13 protein-coding genes are annotated in these 22,293 nt (G+C 66.8%); 5 read left to right on the top strand and 8 right to left on the bottom strand.

Annotation, left to right across the window (positions count from 1 at the left end):
- Positions 1 to 14: 14 nt before the first annotated feature.
- Entirely contained in the window at positions 15 to 2,807 is a 2,793-nt protein-coding gene (gene prsT / locus THSYN_RS14915; protein ID WP_100919841.1) for an XrtA/PEP-CTERM system TPR-repeat protein PrsT, read from the bottom strand.
- Between the two features lie 215 nt (positions 2,808 to 3,022).
- Entirely contained in the window at positions 3,023 to 4,051 is a 1,029-nt protein-coding gene (locus tag THSYN_RS14910) for an RNA methyltransferase (protein WP_100919840.1), read from the bottom strand.
- A 528-nt stretch (positions 4,052 to 4,579) separates the two neighbouring features.
- On the opposite strand from THSYN_RS14910, the gene THSYN_RS14900 reads away from it, so the two are divergent.
- The 4 genes from THSYN_RS14900 (at position 4,580) to THSYN_RS14880 (ending at position 8,928) form a co-directional block, all read left to right on the top strand.
- Positions 4,580 to 5,701, top strand: coding sequence for a baeRF11 domain-containing protein (locus tag THSYN_RS14900; protein ID WP_100919838.1), 1,122 nt, complete (start codon positions 4,580 to 4,582; stop codon positions 5,699 to 5,701).
- A 431-nt stretch (positions 5,702 to 6,132) separates the two neighbouring features.
- Positions 6,133 to 6,747 carry a DUF3611 family protein gene (locus tag THSYN_RS14890; protein WP_236848569.1) on the top strand — a complete coding sequence of 205 codons (615 nt, stop codon included), beginning with the start codon at positions 6,133 to 6,135 and terminating at the stop codon, positions 6,745 to 6,747.
- A gap of 197 nt (positions 6,748 to 6,944) precedes the next feature.
- Positions 6,945 to 8,432, top strand: coding sequence for an alpha/beta hydrolase (locus THSYN_RS14885; protein WP_100919836.1), 1,488 nt, complete (start codon positions 6,945 to 6,947; stop codon positions 8,430 to 8,432).
- Positions 8,401 to 8,928, top strand: coding sequence for a hypothetical protein (locus tag THSYN_RS14880; RefSeq protein ID WP_100919835.1), 528 nt, complete (start codon positions 8,401 to 8,403; stop codon positions 8,926 to 8,928). The genes THSYN_RS14885 and THSYN_RS14880 overlap by 32 nt, the downstream gene beginning before the upstream one ends.
- 93 nt (positions 8,929 to 9,021) lie before the next feature.
- On the opposite strand, the gene THSYN_RS14875 is transcribed toward THSYN_RS14880, so the two are convergent.
- From THSYN_RS14875 to THSYN_RS14850, 6 genes are all read right to left on the bottom strand, one after another.
- Positions 9,022 to 9,843 (bottom strand): hypothetical protein, encoded by an 822-nt coding sequence (locus THSYN_RS14875; protein ID WP_100919834.1) that lies wholly within the window; start codon positions 9,841 to 9,843, stop codon positions 9,022 to 9,024.
- Positions 9,844 to 9,922: 79 nt separating this feature from the next.
- On the bottom strand, positions 9,923 to 11,380 hold the full coding sequence (locus THSYN_RS14870) for a C1 family peptidase (RefSeq protein ID WP_157817688.1): 1,458 nt from the start codon (positions 11,378 to 11,380) through the stop codon (positions 9,923 to 9,925).
- 730 nt (positions 11,381 to 12,110) lie between these two features.
- Positions 12,111 to 13,295 (bottom strand): hybrid sensor histidine kinase/response regulator, encoded by a 1,185-nt coding sequence (locus THSYN_RS14865; RefSeq protein WP_100919832.1) that lies wholly within the window; start codon positions 13,293 to 13,295, stop codon positions 12,111 to 12,113.
- Positions 13,285 to 14,928 (bottom strand): ATP-binding protein, encoded by a 1,644-nt coding sequence (locus THSYN_RS14860; protein ID WP_100919831.1) that lies wholly within the window; start codon positions 14,926 to 14,928, stop codon positions 13,285 to 13,287. Before THSYN_RS14860 ends, THSYN_RS14865 begins: the two co-directional genes overlap by 11 nt.
- A 118-nt stretch (positions 14,929 to 15,046) precedes the next feature.
- Complete coding sequence (locus THSYN_RS14855) at positions 15,047 to 16,762, bottom strand: hypothetical protein (RefSeq protein ID WP_100918684.1); 1,716 nt, start codon at positions 16,760 to 16,762, stop codon at positions 15,047 to 15,049.
- Positions 16,763 to 16,950: 188 nt separating this feature from the next.
- A complete protein-coding gene (locus THSYN_RS14850) occupies positions 16,951 to 20,871 on the bottom strand; it encodes a PAS domain S-box protein (RefSeq protein ID WP_100919830.1) in 3,921 nt (1,306 codons plus the stop codon).
- Between the two features lie 937 nt (positions 20,872 to 21,808).
- Between THSYN_RS14850 and THSYN_RS14845 the strand changes: the two genes are divergently transcribed.
- Positions 21,809 to 22,273, top strand: a complete 465-nt coding sequence (locus tag THSYN_RS14845) for a DUF2887 domain-containing protein (RefSeq protein ID WP_100919829.1) — start codon at positions 21,809 to 21,811, stop codon at positions 22,271 to 22,273.
- Positions 22,274 to 22,293 lie beyond the last annotated feature (20 nt).

The following is a 22,293-nucleotide window of genomic DNA, read 5'->3' as shown; positions in this document are numbered from 1 at the left end:
CGCCGCCTCCCGCTTCAGGGCGCAAGGGACTGGAACAACGCCCACGCCTCGTTTTGCTCGGGGAAGGATCGCTGCAGGAGCGGGCGTAGCGTGCCCCGCGCCGCGCCCCGGTCCCCGGCGGCGGCCTGGGCCGAGGCGTAGTGGAAGGCGATGCTCGCGTCGTCCGGCAGGGCGGCGCTTGCCTTACCGAGCAGTTCCAGTGCCCGTGCGCGCTCGCCCTTGGCGAGCAGCAAGACGCCCAGGGTGTCGGTTGCCGCCGCATCCTGCGGGTCCAGGGCAAGCGCCTGCTCCGCATAGCGCAGCGCCGTCGCCGGGTCGCTCTGGCGCAGCAGCCAGGCCAGATTGTTGAGCGCCGCGCGGTGCTGTGGCTGCCTGGCGAGGACCTCGACGTAGGCTTGGCGCTCCTCGTCCGGGCGTGACGCTTGCCGGTAGAGCTGCGCCAGCATCATCATCGACTCGACCTCGTCCGGGTGTGCGACCAACCATTCCCGGATGATGCGCGTCGCCTCCGGCAGGTTCCCCACCTTCTCTTCGGCCAACACGAGGGCACGGTAGGCGGCTTGGTTGGTCGGGAGGTCCCGATGCAGGTCCACCAGGCGCCGCCGTTCGGCCTCCGGATCGCCGCCGACACCCAGGGTCTGCGCCGCGGCCACGGCGAGTTCCACGTTGTCCGGCGCCACCGCCTGGAGCCTGGCCACGAGGGTCGCTTTGGTGGTTGGGTCCGAGACGGCCGCCAGGACCAGCAGGGCGGTCGCCAGGGCCTGCGGACGCCCAGGCTCGAGCTCCAGGCCCCGCGCCGCATGTTCCACCATGGTGCTGGTGTCCTTCGCCGCCAGTGCCGCCTGCGCCAACAGTAGGTGCGCCGCCGCGGACTGGGGTTGCGCAGCGACCAGGTCCTGGAGCGTCTCCACGGCGGTATAGGCCTGCCCGGAGGCCAGCTCCGCCTGGCCGCGGACCAAGAGCAGGTTGGGGTCCGCGTTGCCCCCCGGCGGGGCCTCCTGCAACAGGTGGAGCGCCGCACCGGGGTCTTTGGTGAGGATCAGGAGCCGCGCCAGTGCCGCGCGCAGCGCCGCATTGGCCGGGGCGGCGGCCAGCCCCGCCCGCAGGCGCTCAAGCGCCGCCGCGGTCGCACCGGCATCGGCGTCGAGTTGGGCCAGGAGCAGAAGCGCCTGGGTGTTGCCGGGCTCGGCCACGAGCGCCTGCTCATACAGCCGACGCGCCCCCGCCGGATCGCCTCCCGCCGCGATCAACCGGCCGAGGTTCAGGGCAGCGCCCGGGAACCCGGGCTGCAACTCCAGTGCCTTGCGGAAGGCGGCCTGGGCCGCCTCCGGCTGCTTGGCCGCCAGGTGTGCGAGCCCCTGCGCCGCGGCGGCCCGCGGGTCCCGCGGGGCCTGGGTCACCGCCTCCTGCGCCTCGCGCAGTGCGGCCGCGGCCTGCCCATCGGTGAGATAGGCGTCGATCAGCTGCAACCGGACCTCCAGCCGGTCGGGCGCGGCGGCCAGGGTCTGGCGCAGGGTCTCCTGTGCCGCCGCCGGCCCCTGTGCCTGGATCATCAGCGCGGCCAACCGCATCGCCGTCGGCACGTCCGTCCCCGCGAGCCGCGCGGCGATGCGCAACTGCTCGAGGGCGGCGGCCTGCTGATCCAGCCCGATGAGGGCGCGGGCCTGCAGCTCGAGCACCTCGCGGTCCTGCTGCTCGGGCCCCACCCAGGGCGCCAGCAGGTCCGCGGCCGCCTGGTTACTGCCGCGCGCGAGCCGGGCCGCGGCCAGGACCTTGACCGCCATCAAGGCCTGCGGATCGGATTTGAGATAGGCGTCGAGGTACTCCTCGGCCCGTTGGTACTCGCCCAACTGGTAGGAGATGGCCCCCAGGCAGTACAGCGCCCGGCCCTGGGTGGGCTGGCGGTGCACATAGGCCTCCAGGAGGTCCTTGGCCTTAGGGTAGTCGCCGGCCTGGAAGGCGATGAGGCCCTCCAGATAGTCGAGTTCCGCACTCGCGGGAAACAGCTCGCGGGCAGCCGCGACGTCGGCCCGGGCGCCCTGCGGGTCGCCGCCGTCGAGCCGGGCCTCGGCACGCCGCAGGTAGGCCTGCCAGCGGCCCGCGGAGGACTCGGCCGCGCGCGTATACGCGGCCTGCGCCTCGGCATAGCGGTGTTGCCGGTACTCCAGGAACCCCAAGGCCAGCCAGGCTGCGCCCGGGTCGCTGCCCGCAGTGGCGGCGCTGGTCAGGAGTTGCCGCGCGGCAGCAAGATCGCCGCGCGCCGTCGCGCGCCTGGCCTGGCCGATCAGGGCGCGGCTGTTGGTTGGGCTCGCCTCCAGGGCTTGGGTGTAAGCCTCATCGGCGGCCTGCGGCTCATCGCGCCCCAGGTAGGCGTCCCCGCGCAGGGCCAGCACCTCGGCCCGGAGCTCGGCCGGCTGGTCGGCGTCCGGGATCAGTTCGGCGATGACCCGATCGAACTTGCCTTCAGCCACCAGCGCCCGTCCCCGGACCTCCAGCAGCGCCAGCCGCGCCACGCCCTGCCGGAGCGCCCGATCGGCCTCCTGCTCGGCCGCGACAGGGTCGTTGCCGTCCAGATAGACCTGGGCGAGCAAGGCGCGCGCCTCGCCCGCGGACGGGTCCCGCTGGAGCAGGCCCTTGAGTGCCGTGGCGGCGGGAATAAGGCGCCCCGCCTGCCAATCCGCACGCGCCTGCTCGAGCGCCGCATCGGCGGCGGCAGCGGACCCGGCGGTGAGGACCAACACGGCCAGGGCCGAGGCCACGGCGGACCCTAAGCCTTGCAGGATCGGTTTGTTACGCAGGACAGCCATGGGGTGACCTCGGTAATGGGTGTTGAAGTAGCGCAGCGGCCGCGGGTCGACCTCAGCGCACCGGAACGCCGCGGCGGGCCCCCGGCACCGGTGTCTGCCCAGCGTGGGCAGCGCAGTCGGTGAACTGCCCGCGTGCGGCCGTAACGCAGCCCCGGGGCGATGGAAAACTACCCCGTGGCGACGCGACTGTAAAGCGCCGCGGTGGGCCGACGGACTCAAGCGGCGTCCGGCGGCAGCGCGCGCGCCCGCAACTGACCGCAGCCGCCGTCGATGTCCTGCCCGGCGGAGTTGCGCAGCCGGGTGACGATGCCGCGCCGCTGCAAGGCGCCGGCCAGCGCGGCGGCGCGCTCCCGGGCGGTGCGGGTGAAGGGGAGCCCGTCATTGCTGTTGTAGGGGATGAAATTCATCATCGCGTATTTGCCGGCAAGGAGGCTCGCGATGCCGTCCAATTCGGCATCGGTGTCGTTGATGCCGGCCAGCAGGGTCCATTGGTATTGGATCGGATAGCCGGTGGCGCGGGCGTAGCGCTCGCCCAGTTCGACCAGTTCCGCGGGGTCGATGCGCGGCGCCCGGGGCAGCAACTGGGCGCGCAGTTGCGCCCTGGTGCTGTGCAGGGAGATGGCGAGCGCCGGCTTGACGGGGCCGAGCGGCAGGCGCTCGAAGACCCGGCGGTCGCCGACGGTGGAGACGACCAGGTCCTTGTGCCCGATGGCGCCGCTGGTGCCGAGCAGTTCGATGGCCGCGAGCACGTTTGTTAGATTATGGGCCGGCTCGCCCATTCCCATGAACACCACCCGCGCGACGGCGCGCAGGCCACGGGCCAACACCACCTGGGCGACGATCTCGGCGCTGCCGAGTTGGCGCCGCAGGCCGGTGCGCCCGGTCATGCAGAAGACGCAGCCCACCGCGCAGCCGACCTGGGTGGAGACGCAGAGTCCGCCTTGGGGCAGCAGCACGCTCTCCACCGTCTGGCCGTCGGCCAGCTCGACCAGGAGGCGCGCGGAGCCATCCGCGCCGGGGTGTTCGGCGCGCAGGCGCGCCAGTGCGCCAAGCTCCGCGGTCAGGGCCGGCAGCAGTGCGCGCACCCGCAGGGGCAGGAAGTCCTCGGCCCGGCGGCGGCGCGTGTCCACGGACTGCACCCGCGCCCAAGCCTGCAGCACGCGCTGTTCGTGACAGGGCTTGGCGCCGTGGTCACGCAGGCGTTGGCGGATCGCTTCGATCCGCGTAATCTTCAGTGTGGGCATGGCGTCAACCGATCATCTGGAAACAGAAGTTTAGCCGCAAATGAACGCAAATTAACGCAAATAATCAGAGACCTGGCCTTTCCTGCATGTTCACCGTCCGGGTGACGTTCGCGACGACGTTAACCAGAGAATTATTTGCGCTTATTAGCGTTCATTTGCGGCCAAATACTCCTCTTTGGACCATCCGCAGAAGATATCTTGTTCGCAAACGCACCCGAATTCCGCGTCACGGCGACGGCCGGTTTGGTATTTCTCGAGCCTGAACCCCATCTCTTGCGGCTCTGCGCCGGCCGGGTCCGCTACAATCGTGGCACCCCGCGCCTGATCGTCCGGGCCGCAGAACCCGGTTTCCACCAGCGACAGCTACCGGAAGTTCTCACGGACCGGGCGTCGTTGTGGTTGTCGTAATCGTGGTCGGATTATTCGATTACGACAACGACAGCGACAACGACAACGACAGCGTACCCGGGATCCCGGTCACTACATCAGTTCCGATCGCACCCCACAACCATCGCAGCGAGTCCATCCATGCTCCATCTCGACCTCCCCACCAGCGCCGAACTCCTCGACCTCGCCACCGCGCGCACGGACATCGCCGTATCGATTTTTCTGCCGACGACGCCCATCAGCACCGAGACCGATGCAGACCGGATTGCGCTGAAAAACCTGGCCAAGGAGGCCGTGGCGCAGTTGGAGGCGGCGGGTGCGGACAAGCGCCGGATCGGCGCCCTGGCCGAGGAACTGGACGACCTGATCGACGACGGCGAGTTCTGGCGCTATCAGGCCCATGGTCTGGCCATCTACGCCACCCCGGACAACCTGCGGACCTTCCGGGTGCCCAACGCCCTGGAGCCGTTGGTGGAGGTGTCCGACCGCTTTCATCTCAAGCCCCTGCTGCGCTCGATCACCTTCTGCAACGCCTGCTATGTGCTGGCGCTGGCCGAGGGCGGCGTGCGTCTGATCGAGGTCTCGGCCGATCTGCCGGCGGGCGAGGTGAAGGTGATCGGGATGCCGAAGGATGTCGCCTCCGCGGTCGGCAAGGCGAGCATCGCGGATCGCTCCCACAGCGGGCGGCTGGTCGGCAGCGAGGGGCAGAAGGTCCTGCTGCGGCAGTATGCCCGCCAGGTCGACAGCGCCCTGCGCGGTCTGCTCGCGGGCAGCGATATCCCGCTGGTGCTGGCCGCGGTCCAGGGCCTGGCCGCCATCTACCGCTCGGTCAACACCTATCCGCACCTGGCCGACCAGGGGATCACCGGCAGTCCGGAGGAACAGAGCGAGGCGGAACTGGCGACGGCCGCACGCACGGTGCTCGATGGTCTCTACCGCGATCAGATCGCCAAGTGGACCGCGCTCTTCAACCAACGCGCCAACGAGGGCCGCGCCGGCACCGACCTCGCCCAGGTGGCGCGGGCGGCGACCTTCGGCGCCGTGCAGAGCCTGCTGGTGGACATGGACCAGGTGATACCCGGCACGATCGACGAGACCGACGGGACCCTTACCCTGGCAGATGGTGCCGGCGCGAGCACCTATGGCGTAGTGGACGAGATCGCCCGCCGGGTGCTCCTGTCCGGCGGCCAGGTGCTGAGCGTGCGCCAGGGGGACATCCCCCGGGGCCAGCCGCTGGCCGCGATTCTGCGGTATGCCATCTGAGATGCCGGTATTCCGGAAAGGGCAGTTCGGCCGCACATAAACGCGGGTTCGCTAATAGGTTAAGCAAGTCCATCGGGGACTGGTGTCAGCGTCGTGGTCGTTGTCGTTGTCGAGATTATCGTATCCGATTACGACAACGACAACGACAACGACAACGATGGTACTCGTTGTCTGGAAGGACCCGAAGGCGAACCCCAGGCCGATGACCGCCGGCAGTGCGAGCAGGCTGCCGATCACCATGCCGATGGCGACTGCGGGAGTCCTTGCCGTCGGCCGGTGACTGGGCTATCCTTAACCCCATGTCATATCATGGTTGTTGCCCGCGCGACGAGCGCTCGACCATGGCCCTGCCGTCACCCGCAGCGGTGCCTCCCGGCCCCGCTGCGCCCACCCCGCCCGCCTGACCGCACCGTGCTATAGAGGTTAAGTAGATGAGTATACTAAAGAATATTGTTGACGGCCTGCATGGGTCCAAGATCGAGGGGCTGGCCAGGACCTTCACCCGCCTGGGGTGGAGCGGTTTTTGGCTCCAGTTGCTGCTGGGGTCGATTCCGGTCGTGCTGATGTTCTATATCTTTGTCTTTTCTGGCAGTTTATCAGGCCCGCGCAACGGCCTGCCGATCGTGGAGTTCCTGAGCACGGCCAATCTGCTGGTGCTCCTGTTCACCATCGTCTGGTTTTATCGCTACGTCGGTCTCGGCAAGCGGATCGCCGACCCCCAGACGCGCCCGACCGAGTCGGCGGTCATCGCGACCGTCTGGACCGGTCTGGTCGCAAGCAGTCTGGGCATCCTGTTTGCTATGCTGGTCATGCTGTTGGACGTGGCGCAACTCCTGTTCTATTTCCTCTCCGCGCCCCAGGCGGGCATCCCGACCCTGCAGACGACGACCGTCGGCACCACCGCCAGTTGGGTCTCCGCGGTCGATCTGGTCAGCCTGATGGCCCTGCTGCTGACGCTCGCCGCCGAGGTGATCACCCTGGTGCTCGGTCTCTGGCTCATGTTCCGTACCTCGCAGTGCGCGGGCGAGTTCCCCGAGTCCGCGTAGCCGCGTAGAAAGGACTGGGCTACGCCGGTCCACCTCGTTGTCGTTATCGTTGTCGTGATCGTAGTCGGAGCAGCGATGCACTGTGGGGTGCGAGAGACTCCGGGGCGCGACGATAACCTCGATTACGACCACGACAACGACAACGATTGTGTCGGTAGCGGTGACTGTAGACCAGGGCAACAGGGGAGGGCGGTGCAATGGGTTCCAAATTGATCAAGTTATTGAAAGTCGCCGCCCTGCTGATCCTGGGCGGCGCCGTGACCTTCCTCGGCGTACGGGCCTTCGAGTCGCAACGCGGTGCGCCGCTGGAGCCCTGGCATACCTTCGTTCCCCATGAATTGTCGGCCGATGAACTGGAGCGCGCCGACTGGGGCCGGTATCTCGAGGCGGAAAAGGCCATCTTCGAGGAGATCCGCGAGCACGTCACGCGGCGCCTGGACGCGGATGAGCGAATCCCCGCCAACCGCTATTTCGAGGGCAGCCCGGTCTACCCCGGGCGCTTCGTCAAGGACTGGAATCGTTCCTATACCCTGGAGCCCGCCGGCCCCCCGGTCGGCGTCGTCGTCCTGCTCCACGGCCTGACCGATTCACCCTATAGCATGCGCCATATCGCCCAACGCTATCAGGAGCGCGGCTTTGTGGCCGTCGCACCGCGGTTGCCGGGTCACGGCAGCGTGCCCGCCGGGCTCGCGGCGGTCCATTGGGAGGACTGGACCGCCGCCACCCGCCTGGCGGTGCGCGAGGCGCGGCGGCGGGTCGGCCCGGACCTGCCCCTGCACATCGTGGGATACTCCAACGGCGGGGCACTCGCGATGAAATATGCCCTGGATGCCATCGACGACCCCGGGCTGCCGCGCGCCGAACGGATCATCCTGATCTCGCCCATGATCGGCGTCACGGATTTGGCGCGCTTCGCCGGGTTCGCCGGTCTGCCGGCCCTCTTCCCCCGTTTCGCCAAGGCCGCCTGGCTCTCGATTCTGCCGGAATTCAATCCATTCAAGTACAATTCCTTCCCCGTCAACGCCGCGCGCCAATCCTCGCTCTTGACCCGCGCCCTGCAGCCGCGGCTGGCCCGCTTTGCGCGCGAGGGTCGGCTGGGCACCCTGCCGCCCATCCTCACCTTCCAATCGCTCACCGATTTCACCGTCAGCACCGCGGCGATCGTCAACGCCCTCTATGCCCGGTTGCCGGCGAACGGCAGCGAACTGGTCCTCTTCGACCTCAATCGTCACACCGAATTCGGTCCCTTGCTGCGCCCCAGTACCGAGACCATGCTCGCCCGGCTGCTGCCGCAGCCCCCGCGCAACTATCGCACCACGATCATCACCAACCGCGATGACCGCTCCGCGGACGTGGTGGAACGCACGATCGCGGCGGGGGCGACGACCGAGGTGGTGCGCCCCCTGGGATTGACCTATCCCAGCGATGTGTTTTCACTCTCCCATGTGGCGCTGCCATTCCCCGTGACCGATTCGCTCTACGGGATGGAGCCTGACCGCTCCGAAGACTTCGGCGTTCACCTGGGCGCTATGGCGGTGCGCGGCGAGCGGGGCATCCTGATCGTCAGCCTCGACGCGCTGATCCGGATGTCGTCCAATCCGTTCTTTCCCTATCTATTGGACCGCATCATGGGGCAGATGGACGCCAGGTCCGATGAAGCATTACTGCCTGACGCTCACCGGTGACCTGCTGCCGGGCGCCGAGCGGACGGCCGCAGTTGCGGCGCTGGCCGCGGCACTCAAGCTGTCCGAGGCGCAGGCCGGGGCCTTCCGTGCCATGTCCTACCACAACACCACCTGGACCTGCTGGGTCGCGAGCCGCGGCACCGGGTCCGCGGCGGCCTTCGCCACGGATCAACTCTCCAACAACCACCTGCTGACGCAGGACCCACTGATCCGGCGGGCGCTCAAGTCCGCCGAGCTCGGCGACCAGGTGCGCTTGCGCGGCAAACTGGCGCGCTACTCCCATGCCGGCGGCTTCCAGCGCGGCACCAGCACCAGCCGCACCGATCAGGGCAACGGCGCCTGCGAGACCGTCTACCTTGAGGCCTTCGAGATCACGCGCAAGGCCAACACCGGCTGGCGCCTGGTCTATCGCAGCAGTGTCACGACCGCGCTCGCGGCCTTGCTGGTCCTGACGGTGTTGTTCTTCGGGTCGATGGCGCGGGGGGTGCGGGACTGAAGGTCCGTCGTTGGCGGAGGTGGGCGATAGCGACCGACAATGAATTCTCGTCATCTTTTCAGAAACTTGTCGTACACATGTCTGGCTACACGCTCAAGGCGCGACGGGGAGCGTACCGCGTCTGTTTCTGCGCCGGACCAGGCTAGCCAGCGCGGCACCTATCGAAAGTAAGGTGATCGTCGAAGGTCCGGGGACTACGGAAATCGAACCGTCGATTTCAAACCGCGTCAGGTCCCAGGCAAGCCCTCCGGTGAGGGTTGGCAGGGTGTTCTGGTCGATACTCAATACCGATGCGCCGGTCCAGAAGCCGTCGGTGAGGTCAAAAAGCTGGAATCGATTGTTGTTTGCCCCAGTATAAGGTGAGGCCGAGAAGGCAATCGTGGTGACTCCGGACAGGTCCAATGACGCGGCGGAATCCACAAGAAAGCGGCCGTAAGCGGCGGCGGAGTCCAATCCCAAGACGATCGTGTTTCCGAAATTGATCAATCCTTGGATGATAACGGTGTTGAGTACCGTACTTGAGACCCCGCGGAAAGTGATTGGTGCCCCCTGCCCATTAAGCGTCATCGAGTGCTTGAAGTTCACGTCTGCTGAAACATCGATGCCAGTTGTGGCGGAGTTGGTGAAGTCTCCGTAGAGATTCAGCGCGTCGCTGGATGCCATAATCGAAAGTGGTGAGGCGTCAGGCTGCACCGTGATCGAAAGTGCATTTGTATCTGACCCGATCACCAGGATGCCGCTGGGAACATCTGGGATGATCACATCCGTGGTGCTGTCGGGCACGCCGTTCGACCAATTTGCCGGCGTGCTCCAGTCGGTGGCAAACACGTCGCCCTGCCAGGTGGTTTGCGCGGCGCGGACGCCCGGTGCGATGGCGAGCACCGAGGCGAGGAGGTAATAGTGCGTCTTGCTCATGGATCGGCAATGCTCGGGATATCAGGGGTCGTGGGGGTCGCCCGGCCTTCGCGATAATTCGTAGAGGGCCTGAGAGCCTCTAGGGACCCTTGACGGCGGCGCTCGCCTTGGTCTTCACCTGATCGGCGACAGCCGCGCTCTGGCTGAGCAGGGTAAAGTCGCCCCCAGGGGCGACCGCATACTCGAACTTGGCGACCAATCCGTCGGAGGAGTTGATCTTGCGTGCAAGGGTTGTGCCCCGCACCGATGCCGACCACTTCCTGGTGAGCCTGTTGATCGAGAGGGTGACGTAGGGGTCCGCCCCGCTCTTTGAGACGAAGCGGAACTCGGATGAGGTCTGGCCCCAGGACCCGGTGTCTGCATTAACAGGTATCTCAAGGAGATTCAGCGTGAGCTTACCCAACACAATCGCGGCAGGCACCGCGGAGAAACCCACGCCGCTGACGACTGCGCTGCTCATGGCCGAGGACAGCGAGTTATCGACGGTCAGCGCCACACTCTCCAGTCCCTTGGCTGGAAGTGGACTGTTCTTCGGGGCGAAGGTGGTGTCCATGACGAACCAAGAATACAGGTAGGGAATCGGATCGGGGTTTCCCGTGAACTGGGCGCTGTAGTCGATATTCATCGCCATCCGGAACGTGACGTCCGGCCGCGTGCCGTCCACCGTGCCGTGGGTATTGAGCATGGTCCAATAATGCTTGGCCGGATCGCTGTCCGTATCGTTGTAACCCACGAGTACTGTCCAGTGACCGCATCCGCCTTTATCCCAGGTATGGTCCTTGGCATAGTCCATGTTGATGATGCTGGTCGCCGGTTCATTCGCCCAAAAGGCGTCGAAGATATCCCAGTCCGCTGTTGTCGGCAGGAAGTAGAGCAGGCCGACTGGATACCCGGCATCGAGCACGCTCTTGAGGTTACGGATTGCATCGGCCTGACTGATGTCCCATGTGTCTACCTTGGATATGTCAATGCCGGCGATAGGAAATGCCGTGTTGCCGGAGGCGCTCCACGAGGTTCCGGATGCAATCAGCGATGGGCGTACCTCGCCGACGCTGAAGGTCGTATCCCAGGCCGCGCCGATATTCGAGTAAGGAATGGCATACCCGATCATGTCGTAAAATGCCTTGGTCATTCCGAAATGACCGCCGGCGTTCAGGTTCGAACCGACCATCCAGGCGTTTGATGCCAGGAATTGAACCGACAGGCCGTCTTGCAGTACCGGGTTGCCGCTGAACTGCTTGTCGAAATACATCGACATTATGGCAGTACTGGCCCAGATCCAACAGGTGCCGGTCGGGGTCTGATCGCGCAGCTCCGGCGTGTAATGAAAATGATCGAGCACCGAGACCGAACCAGTAACCGGAGCATAGGCAGTCGGGGCAGCGTAAAGCTCCAGGCTTTCCACCCAGGTGGCGAGTTCCCGCTCCTGAGCGTCGCTCATATGCATCATGCCGAAGCGGGATGCATTCGCGCCTGGAGCGAATAACATCGACACGAGGCAGGAGGTCAGAGCCAGGGTGCTGAGGCGAGTTGTCATGAGGTCACACCATAGCGAAATAATGAGGATATCAGTAACATTCGACTTTGGCCATTTTTGCAGTAGGCCGACAGGCCCGCGCCTGACGCCAGGGCGGTGTCGAAACGTGCGCTGAGCAGAGGGTAGGATGGGCAAAGCGCAGCGTGCCCATCCTCCAGACGTGATCGTCGAGCGTAGGATCGGCAAAGCACAGCGTGCCCACCCCCCAGACCTCGACGCGGCCCGGATGGGCACGCCCGAGCGACGCGACGACAGATCCGGACCATTGCGCGCGGGCTTTGCCCATCCACGGCGTGCGCGTGACCACATCGGTCTGGATCGCACCCGTCGCGTACCGCCGCGCCCGGGTGTCATTCCGCCCCCCAGTTCCGCCTTGGTCATGCATTCTGACCCCAACGGGGTCGGACAGACCAGCCCAGGGCAACGCCTTGGGTTAGTATAGCCCGGCCCTGAAAGGGCATGACATATCGCGGGGCACCTCATGTCACGCCCTTTCAGGGCTAACCGGTTGAACGGACCTGTCCCAGGGCGTTGCCCTGGGCTGGTATGTCACGCCCCTTCGGGGCTCTGGCGCTTCTGGTGCGCCGTTCGCACCTGTCACGTCGCCGCAGCCCGGAGGTTACTGCCGTGAGGTTAAGCGCGGCAGCCCAAGCGCCTGGAGTCCAAGGCTTCAGCCTTGGAGCGTGCCAGGCTGAAGCCTTGGACTCCAGGCAGCGTCGCTGCGCGACTCTCAGGGTAAAGCGCCGGTCTGCGGTGCCGGGCGAACGCTCATGGGCACCTGGAAGCCGATGGTGGTGCCCTGGCCCGGGGTGCTTTTGAGATCGATCTCGCCTCCCATCGCGGCCACCAGGCGGAGGCAGAGCGCCAGCCCCAGGCCGGTGCCGCCGTAGCGGCGGGCGGGCGAGTTGTCGCCCTGGTTGAACAAGGCAAAGAGCCCGGACTGGACCTCGGGGGTGATACCGATCCCCTGGTCCTGCACCTCGAAGCGCACCCAGCGTTGCCCGCCCTGAGTCGCGACGGGTTGGACCCGCAGCGTCACTGACCCCCGCTCGGAGAACTTGAGCGCATTGCTCAGGAGTTGGCCCAGGACCTGGCGCAGGCGGGCGGGGTCTGCGGCGACGACGGCGGGCAGACCCGCGGCGATCTCCGGGACCAGGGTCAGCCCCTTGGCGGTGGCGAGGCTTCCACTGTCCTGCACGAACTGCTGGAGCATCTGCCCCAGGTCGAACTCCTGCATCGCGATCTCGATTGAACCCGCCTCCAGCCGGGAGAGGTCGATGACATCGTTGACGAGGTCCAGCAGGCGCCGCGCCGACTCGTCGATCCTGGCGAGAAAACCGCGGCCCCGCTCACCTTGGACCTCCTTGTGCAGCAGATAGGCCATCCCCGTGATGCCGTTGAGCGGGGTGCGAAATTCGTGGCTGATATTGGCTAGAAAGGCGTCCTTGGCGCGGTTGGCGCTCTCCGCCGCATCGCGCGCCTGGGCCAGTTCCAGCGTCCGGGACTGCACCAGGTCTTCCAGGCGGTTGCGGTGCTGCGCCAGTTCGTGGTGCAGGCGCACCCGGGAGCGGACCACCGGCGGATTGACCGGCTTGTGGATGAAATCCACCGCGCCGCCGGTCAGGGCCAGTGCCTCGCTCTCCGGGTCGGTGCGCGCGGTGATGAAGATGACCGGGATCGCGGCCGTGAGTGCCTCGCGCTTCAGGGCGGCACAGACCGCATAGCCGTCCATGCCCGGCATCATGACGTCGAGCAGAATCAGGTCGGGATAGGGGTCCCGGCGCGCCAGTTCCAGCGCGGCCGGCCCCTTGGTGGCCACCTTGATCCGGTAGTCGGCCTGCAGGGCGTCGGCCAGGACCTGGAGATTGAGCGGCTCATCGTCCACGATCAATACGACAGGGCGATCATCGTTCATCGTCAGATACCTGGGTGGGTGGTGGGAGTAGGGGAGGGGCAGGGGATGCGGACAGGTACGGTTCCAGCAAACGTGCGGCGGCCGGGTAGTCGAAGCGGTCGAGCCGGTCTTTCAGGGCGAGATACAGTGCCTGATCGGCGGCGGACAGCGCCGCCTGCAAGTCGTCCGACAGGCTGCGCGGAACCACCAGTCCCTTGACGAGCAGGGCCTGGATCTCGGTCAGCAGCTCGCGCACGGCCGCGGGGTCGGCGGCGGTCACGGGCCGCGCGGCGGCAGTCGGCGGGAGTTCCGCGATCCGGTCCAGGGCGCGGCCGTGGGCCTCCGACAACAACTCCAGGGCCGGTGCCGGATCATGTCCGGCCCGCAGCTCGGCCTCCAGCCGGGCGGCGGCCCGGTGCAGGTCGACGGCCCCGAGATTACCCGCAATCCCTTTAAGGCGGTGGATCGCCCGGTCCGCCTGGGCGCGGTCGCCGCCGGCCAGGGCGGCGGCGATGACCTGGGCATCGTTGCGGACCGCGACGGCGAACCGGTGCAGCAGTTCGATCACCTCGGCCTGGCCGCCCCCGGTTTGCAGGAGCGAACCCAAGTCGAAACCGGGGACCGTCAGGGACTCCACCGGCGCGGCGCCGCGCTCCCAGTTATCGGGGGCCGGCCCCGGCGGGGCGGGCAGGGTATCCGCGCCCGGCAGGTCGATCCAGCGCCCCAACGTGGCCCCGAGGGTCTCCAGGGTCACCGGCTTGGGCAGCAGGTCGGTCATCCCGCTGTCCGTGATCCGGGCGCGCTCGTCCACGGTCACCCCGGCGGTCAGGGCGATGACCGGCAGGTCCACCCAGGCCGGGTTTTCGCGGATCAGCCGGGTGGCGGTCAGGCCGTCCATCTCGGGCATCTGGATATCCATCAGCACGGCGTCGAAGTCCGCCTCGGCCAGGTGCCCCAGTGCCTCGCGGCCGTCGGCTGCCAAGGTGACGCGCACCCCCAGCAGGCGCAGCATGTCGCCGATCACCTGCCGGTTGATCGGCTGGTCCTCCGCGACCAGGACCCGGGCCCCAACCAGGCGGGCGCCGGGCCGCGGGGCCGTCCCGCTCGCCTCGGGCGCGGTTGCCGCCACCTGCAGGCGCAGGTCGAGGGTGAAGGTGCTCCCCGCCCCCGCGGTGCTCTCCACGTCCAGGTGCCCGCCCATCAACTGCGCCAGGTTCCGGCTGATGGCCAGCCCCAGCCCCGAGCCCCCATAGCGCCGGGCAATCGAGGCGTCACCCTGGACGAAGGGCTCGAACAGGCGGGCGCGGGTCGCCGCATCCATCCCGATCCCGGTGTCCTGCACCGTCCAGCGCAGCCGTGCCCAGGACCCTTCGTACCCGAGACAATCGACTTGCAGCCGGACCTGGCCCTGGTGGGTGAATTTGAGTGCGTTGCCCAGCAGGTTGGACAAGACCTGCTGCAGCCGCAGCGCATCCCCCAGCAGGTAGCGGGGCACCTGCGCGCCGGTCTCGATCGTAAACCCGAGCCCCTGGATCTGCGCGGCGTGGGCGAACAGGGTGTGCATGGTCGCCAGCAGGTCGGCCAGTTCAAAGGGGGCGATGTTGAGGCTCAGGTGTCCCGCTTCGATCCGGGAGTGGTCCAGGATGTCGTTCAATATCCGCAGCAGGCTGCGGCCGGACTGATTGAGCTTCTCCAGGTAATCGCGCGACTGCGGGTCCAGGGATTGCCGCAGCGTAGGGTGTTCAATATCGGACCTATTTCACAAATTATCTTCATACAGTTTTAGTGTTTGATAACGAATCAATGAGAGCATGCCGACGCCGGGCCAGCATCGACGCACCGATATGCGCTTGCGCCCAGTGCTCGACATCAATCGTACGCACCGATTCCATCGCCTCCCGAATCAACGGAGTCGCCAGGTCGGCGATGAAGGCAGGAATCGCAAGCAGCAGCTTGCCGATCTCCTTGAGTGGCCCCCTGGCGGTGAAGCATTTGTATTTCCCGAAGACCGATTCGATGATATCGGAGGATGCCAGCCAGACATTATCAGTCGGGATCTTGGCGGCTTCCACTGCCACCTTCGCGAGCATCTGTTGGGTAAAGGCCGCCGTGCGTGGGGTGAGCGTTGACTGCGGTGGCAGCGTGGCCTGGAGTGATTCCTGGGAGCCCCGCTGGAGGCCCTTGGATTTGAGGTGCGACTGAATCAGCTTGGATTGCGCCATCATTTGCGCGTAATCCACCAGGTCATCCCGGTAGGACAGTAGCCAGGCAAAGCCGTCAAGGAAGCGGCTGTACCCAGCGTCCGCTTGCTGCCAGAACACATCGTCGAGCGTATCACTCTCGAGGTCTGAGTGTGTCTGCAGTGCCTGGCAAAAAGCCGCCCGGTCGGGATAGCGAATGCCGACGATGGCCCGCAATGGGTGCGCCCGGGCGGCGCCGAACCGCGCGCACAGGTGCTCCCATGCCGGCCACTTCAGGACGTATTGCGCGCGGATCGCGCTGAAGTCGCCGCGATCATGGTAGGCGAGGAGCCGTTGTGCCCACCGCACCTGGACATCCAGATTCATGAAACGCGCCTTGAGGCGCTGCCGAGGCGGCAGCAAGAAGGCCAGATCGGTCTGCTGCAAGGCTGACCAGGCGTTGCGACAGTGCGCCAGCAAGGACTCCCAGCGCGCGTCCCGGCCCATCTCGGCCTTGAGCAGCGTCGCGATCAGATGAGAAATATCATAAGTATAGACGCAGGCAGTGGCGTGCTCCTGAAACAAGGCGATGCCCTTGCGCAGGTCGCTGCCGTGGTCGGCAACGATCTGGACCGGGGGACCGGTGCGTTGCGCAACGCGCCTGAGCACGTTCGCGACCCACGCCCCCGTGCTGTGTGTGGTGATCTCCACGGCCAGCACCTGCATGGCGCCGTGACCCGGACTGTAACCGCTCCGAGCCAGTGCATTCACCGGAATACCCAGGATTACCAGGCACTTGGATGCCCCCAAGGCGATGGTATGATCAGCGACGTAGATCCAATCCGTGCGCCATTCCGGTTGGCGATTGAGGATCGCGAGACCGCAGCGATAGATCCAGTTCAGCACCGTGGTGTGGGCTGGCGCCGCCACCGGGAATGTCGCGCCGAACAGATTCAAGACCCGCGCCACGCCGCGACTGCCAAGCCCCGCGTGCAGATACAGCCGCATGGTCAACTGCATGACCATGACCGAATAGTGATGGCCGACCGGCGGGGACAGCGCAAGCTGTGGTGGCTCATCCACTGGTTCGTCAGCCGCCGGCGCCGCGGCCTCTTCGGCGCCCGTTCGCCCACGCTCCGCCTTTAGCGCACGCGCCTTCCACTGCGCGCGGCTGTGCTCCAGATCCCGAATCTTGACCTCCGCGGCCCGCAGGCGCTGCTGCCGCTCCAACGCTTTCGCCTTCCAGGCATCACGTGACCGCTGGAACAGGTTGGCCAGACGGCTCACTGGGCTCTTGAATGCGTTCATCACGTCGTGCGCGCTCCGGCAAGGCGGTCAGATCACCGCGCCAGTAGGCTGGCCAACCGTTCGCCGTTTGTCAAGGGCTGGGCATGAGCTAGTGTCGCACCGTCATCGTACCCACCCGAGCACAGAACCGACAGCCGGGCCTTCCCGGCAACACGCTTCTTGCATGGGCTTTTCAGCGCCTTTTTGGGTCAGATTGAACATCCTAGCCGCAGCGCCAGTTCGGACAGACCGATGATCCCGTTCATCGGCGTGCGGATCTCGTGGCTCATGTGGGCGAGAAACTCGGCCTTGCTGCGTGCCGCCTGTTCTGCCTGTTCCCGCGCCTGCTTGAGGTCGGTGATGTCGTAGACGGTGTTGAGGCACTCATCCCCCGCCAGGGGCGTAGCGCGTGCCATGACGGTGCGAGTCGTGCCGTCCTTGCAGCAGATGTTGACCTCCATGGGCTCGAACAGTCCACCGTCGCGTCTGGCCTGGTCCAGGCGTTCCCGGCGGGTCTCCAGCACCCATTGCCGATACGCGGGGTCCGGTGCGGCCTTCAGTCCCAAGTCCGTCCAGGTGGGGATATCGGCCAGGGTGTAGCCGAAGGCCTCGGTAAAGGCGGCATTGATATAGGTCACGGTGCCGGTTTCATGTGCGAGCACCAGGGGTACCGGCGAGGCGTCGATCACCGCCCGGGCGCGGGCCTCGCTGGCCTCCAGGGCCAAGTGCGCCTGACGTTCGGCCGTGATGTCCCAATTGACCCCGATCAGGCGCTGGGCCGCCCCGGCGGCATCCCGGATAACCCTGCCGGAAGAGGCGATATAGTGCAGTGAGCCGCCCGGCCAGAGTACCTGGAAGCTGTCGCGAAAAGTCGTTTCATGCCCGGTCATGATCGCTGCGAGGACCGCCTGAATCCTGGGCAGGTCCGCAGGAGCGATCGCCGCGGTCCAATCCGCGTAAGAGAGGGCGCCGGCGCGTGGCGGCTGCCCATACAGGCGATACATCCGTTCGTCCCAGGTGAGCCGGCTGTCGGCCAAGTCCCACTCCCAGACCCCGATACCGCCGGCCTCGGTGGCCAGTTGCAGCCGGTCGGTGAGGGTCTGTAAGGCCTGCGCGGCCCGTCGGCGCTCGGTGATGTCCACAAAGGCGATGACCACACCGTAATCGGGGTGCCGCGCCGGCATGGCACTGACCGAGAGCCAGGTGGTCCCGTCGGGGCGCACCACGCCCATTTCCACCTCCTGCACCGGCTGGCCTTCGCGCATGGCGCGCACGCTGGCGAATTCGTCCGGCGGCATGGGTGTCCCGTCCGGGCGCACCAGCGGCCATTGCGGGTCGTCATAGGTCCGCTGCAGTTGCGCGTCCCGCGTCAGGCCCAGGAGGCTTTCGGAGGCCCGGTTGCAGTCGATCAGGCGGCCCGCGGGGTCAGTGATGGAGATGCCGACCGGCACCAGGTCGTAGATGGTGCGCAGCTTCGCCTGCGAGGCGTGCAGATCGGCGGTCCGTGCCATGACCCGCTCCTCCAGGAGCGCCCGCTCGGCCTCCAGGGCCGCCTGCGCCTCGCGAATGCCGGTGAGGTCATGGAGACTCACCACGATGCCCTGCACGGCGCCGCCCTCGTGGAATGGCCGCTGCTCGGCCGCGAGCCACCACCGCCGGCCCTGCGGATTGGTCCCGTCAAGCGTCAAGCGCTGTATCTCACCCGCCAGACTCGCATGCAGGTGCGCGGCGATCCGCGACCAGACTGCCGGACCTACCACATCCTGAACACGCCGGCCTTGCAGTTCCTCGGGGGTCTTACCGTAGAAGGCGGCATAGGCCGGATTGACCACCTGCAGGCACAGTTCGCGGTCCAGAAAGATCAGCATTTCGCTGGAGGTCTCGACGATCTGCCGATAGCGGCGCAGTGCCCGCTCCGCCCGGTAGCGTTCCGTCATGTCGTGCGAGAGGGCGAGCACCCCATCGATCCGCTCGCCGTGGCAGAGGGGGACGGCATAGGCCGAGACCACGCGCTCCTCACCCGCGGCCGTCGTCATCACGAAGAGCTCACCGGTGACCAGCTCACCCCGCAGGGCCCGGCTGGTCGGCAGGCGTTCAGTCGGCAGCGCGCCCCCTTCCAGGGGCCTGAAGTTCAACCCGCTGCTCGCCTGATCCCGGGTGAAGTCCGTGCTCGTCTGCCCGAGAATCCGCAGCGCGGCGGCGTTACAGCGCACCAGCCGCAACTGCGCGTCGTATTCGATGACGACATCGGGGATGGCCGCAAAAACGGCCTCGAGCCGGGCGTGCTGGGCGCGCAGGGCGAGTTCCGCCTCTTTGTAGGCGGTGATGTCCTCGGAAAAGATGCCGATGCCGCCCACCTGGTCCTGGTCGTCGTGCCACGGACAGACCTCCCAGCGCAACCACTGTACCGAACCGTCCGCGCGCTCGAAGCGGTCCTCCTCCGCGCGCACCGACTCGCCGGCCAGTGCGCGGCGGTGGACAGCCTTCAAGGCATCCGTGATCTCGGGGAAGACGGCATAGTGGGACAGGCCGGTCAGCTCGCGCCCGCTCAGTCCGTAGTCCGCGAGCCAACGGCGGCTGGCGGCGATATAGCGCAGCTCCCGGTCGAACACGGCCAGTGCTGCCGGGGCGTGTTCGATCACCAGGCGCAGGCGGGCCTCGCTCTCCCGCAGTGCGGCCTCGGTCCGTTTGCGTTCGGTGATTTCAGTAACGGTACCGTACATACGCGCCTGGCGATCCGTTGCGTCGAAGATGAACTCACCGCGGCCGGCCACCCAATGGACGCTGCCGTCGGGCCAGACCACCCGAAATTCAGCGGCATAAGGGTCACGTCGTGCCATGGCACGCGCCAGCCCGGCATCGATCTGCGCCAGATCGTCCGGATGGACGCGGCTTTGAAAGGACGCATAGGTGCCGTCGAATTCGCCGGGCGCGAAGCCCCAGAGGCGCTCGTGTTCGCGGGTCCAGACGATACGGTTGTCCGTGGTATCCCAGTCATAGATGCCCAGATGGCCGGCCTCCAGGGCCAAGCGCAGCCGCTTCTCGCTCTTGCGCAACCGGGTCTGCGCCGTCCGCCGGTAGCCGACGAGCCAGGCCAGGCCGAGACTGATGATCAGTCCGCCGCCCAGCAGGGTGAGTGACAGCAGGGGAGTGGGTGTGGTCCCGGGCGCGGGAGCGCCGCGCAGCACCAGGGTGCGTCCGGCGACGCTGATCGGGACCTCCTGGCCCAGGGGGTCGCGGATGACGGCCGCCGGGTCCAGGGTGGGCGCCCCGGCCGGCCGCGCGCGGGCGGGATGGGTCTCCAGCACCCCGGCGACGCCGGGGGTGTGCGGGTCCAACAGGACCAGATCGACGGTGTTCGGCGGCAGTTGGGCGATCACCCCGCCCATGAGGTCGCCCAGGCGCAGCACGCCTACGGCAAAGCCGCGCACCCGGTCCCGCCGGGCCTGTGGGGTCTCGCCCGGGACGCGCGCCGGACCCTGGGGCACATAGACGAGCAGGCTGTGCTGACCGGCGGTCTCCCGCGCCAGGATCAAGGGCGCGCTGGCCGCCGGCTGCCCGGTGTCACGCGCCTGCTCTAAGGCCGGCCGCCGCAGCGGGTCCGCGCCCTGGTCGAGTCCCAGCGCCGCGGCATTGCCGGGCAGGGGTGCGACCCGCAACACCGGGAACCACTCGGGGCGCGCGCCCGCCGGCCGCGGTTCCCCGCCGACCCGTTCCAGTATCCTGAACCCCGCGAGCCCCTCGGCCCGCACCTGGGCCTCGAAGGCGTCGCGCTCGCGCTCCTGCACCCGCGGCACCCATTCCAGTGCCTGCAGGCCCGGATGCCGTGCCAGAAACGGATGGGTGAAACGGGCGAAGGCGTCCGCGCTCACCGCGTCCGCGGCGTCACAGAACTGGGCCAGCACCTGCACATCGTCCACCAGGTGCGCAAGCGTCTTCGCCAGCGCGTGCGCGCTCACCGCGACCTGCTCACTGACCTGCGGCGCCCGCTGCCGGGCCTCCCAGCCGCGGACCAGCCACCAGGCCGTGATGCTGACCAGCAGGCCCAGGACCAAGGCCGCGGCCGCGGGCCGGTGTGCCCGCCAGGGGTCCCGCCGACCGGTGAGCCTCATGGTGTCCGCCTTTGCCATGTCCTGTTTCCCGGGGTCGCTCAAAAACCTAATCGTTGTCGTTGTCGTTGTCGTAATCGAAAAAGCGATGCAATCCGGGGTGCGAGAGAATCCGGGGCACTACGATAACCTCGATTACGACCACGACCACGACAACGGCGCAACAGCGTTCGCGAATGGACTTGGTTGACTTGGCGGGCCTTGATCATAACTCCGGCCAAGCCGCACCGGCGAGCGCACGCGCTTAAGCCCGCTCGGACGATGGGAGCGCCGCACCCCAGTGCGGCGCGGCCTCGCGAGCGACCGCAGCGTTGCGTTCTGCGGATACGCCGCGCCGCACTGGGGTGCGGCGCTCCCGATGGCCGGAATTATCATCAAGACCCGCATCGGTGGTCGGTGGTCGGTCAGGTAGCTTAGCCCAACCGGACAGTGTCCGCGACCTGGTGTCCGCAACTGCGGCCGTCCGCGGCGCGTCGCCGGGTCCCTTGGAGTGACTGACCCCAGAAGGCCAGTTCGGATAGTGCAAAGTGTCCGAACGAACAAGAATCCCAGTGCACCAGGTGTCCCGCCTGGCATGACTTTACATAATATACATTATCGGCAAATACGGCCATGGGTTCGGAGGGCGTCGGGCCGCGGCGACTGGCCACCGGTACGCTGCGGGCATCGCGCAGCCGATGCCTGAGGCACTTGCCCCACGAACGCAGACGCATTAGCCTGCCCAGTCATGGACGAGCTCGGCTACCCTCCACGACCGCTACTGTTCGAGCATCGCCAGAACTGTCTCCGGAACTCCTCAGGTTTCCTCGCTACACTGGAGCCGTCGCCCCGGCTCCGGGAGTCCAATCCATGCAGACCGATACCCTGATGTATCGGCTCTTCCAAGAGCGCCCGCGGCTCGCGCTCGCGCTCGCCGGGGTCGGAGAGCCCGAGACCGCGGACTACCGGATGAAGGCATTTGAAGGGACTAAGCCTCGATCTGAGGCTGTTGCGCCTGATCGTCATGGAGCCTGCGGCGACACCTGCCGAGGCGCGCGACCTGGTGTGCAATCCCGATCCGGCCGAGGACCGGCTGGAGATCCTGGACCTGGTCGAGACCATCTTGGTCTACAAATTTCCGGCCCTCACCCGCGAGGAGGTTAGAGTTATGTTGCACCTGCCCGAAACAGAGCTTACGAAGACCCGCTTTTATCAGGAGGTCTTCGGCGAGGGGCGAGAGGAAGGGCGAGAGGAGGGACGGGAGGAAGGCCGTCGGCAAGCCTCGATCGAGATCCTCGCTCAACTTCTTTCCGCCAAACTCGGCCCACCTTCCGCGGCACTGCGCGCGCGGATGGAATCCGCCGACATCGAGACCCTGTCGCATTGGTGCGGGCGCGTCCTGACCGCCGACAGGCTCGACGATATCTTCGGCGAGCCGCATTGATGAGTTAGCCTTAGTTCAGA

The sequence above is a fragment of the Candidatus Thiodictyon syntrophicum genome (assembly GCF_002813775.1).
Taxonomy (GTDB): domain Bacteria; phylum Pseudomonadota; class Gammaproteobacteria; order Chromatiales; family Chromatiaceae; genus Thiodictyon; species Thiodictyon syntrophicum.
The sequence above is the reverse complement of the archived record's forward strand: the minus strand, read 5'-3'. Positions and strand labels throughout refer to the sequence as shown.

What these genes read in the sequence shown, in the direction of transcription:
- THSYN_RS14870 (WP_157817688.1), bottom strand. Translation starts at nt 11,380, where the DNA reads ATGACAACTCGCCTCAGCACCCTGGCTCTGACCTCCTGCCTCGTGTCG.
- THSYN_RS14900 (WP_100919838.1), top strand. Translation starts at nt 4,580, where the DNA reads ATGCTCCATCTCGACCTCCCCACCAGCGCCGAACTCCTCGACCTCGCC.
- THSYN_RS14880 (WP_100919835.1), top strand. Translation starts at nt 8,401, where the DNA reads ATGAAGCATTACTGCCTGACGCTCACCGGTGACCTGCTGCCGGGCGCC.
- prsT (WP_100919841.1), bottom strand. Translation starts at nt 2,807, where the DNA reads ATGGCTGTCCTGCGTAACAAACCGATCCTGCAAGGCTTAGGGTCCGCC.
- THSYN_RS14910 (WP_100919840.1), bottom strand. Translation starts at nt 4,051, where the DNA reads ATGCCCACACTGAAGATTACGCGGATCGAAGCGATCCGCCAACGCCTG.
- THSYN_RS14865 (WP_100919832.1), bottom strand. Translation starts at nt 13,295, where the DNA reads ATGAACGATGATCGCCCTGTCGTATTGATCGTGGACGATGAGCCGCTC.
- THSYN_RS14875 (WP_100919834.1), bottom strand. Translation starts at nt 9,843, where the DNA reads ATGAGCAAGACGCACTATTACCTCCTCGCCTCGGTGCTCGCCATCGCA.
- THSYN_RS14890 (WP_236848569.1), top strand. Translation starts at nt 6,133, where the DNA reads ATGAGTATACTAAAGAATATTGTTGACGGCCTGCATGGGTCCAAGATC.
- THSYN_RS14885 (WP_100919836.1), top strand. Translation starts at nt 6,945, where the DNA reads ATGGGTTCCAAATTGATCAAGTTATTGAAAGTCGCCGCCCTGCTGATC.
- THSYN_RS14855 (WP_100918684.1), bottom strand. Translation starts at nt 16,762, where the DNA reads ATGAACGCATTCAAGAGCCCAGTGAGCCGTCTGGCCAACCTGTTCCAG.
- THSYN_RS14850 (WP_100919830.1), bottom strand. Translation starts at nt 20,871, where the DNA reads ATGGCAAAGGCGGACACCATGAGGCTCACCGGTCGGCGGGACCCCTGG.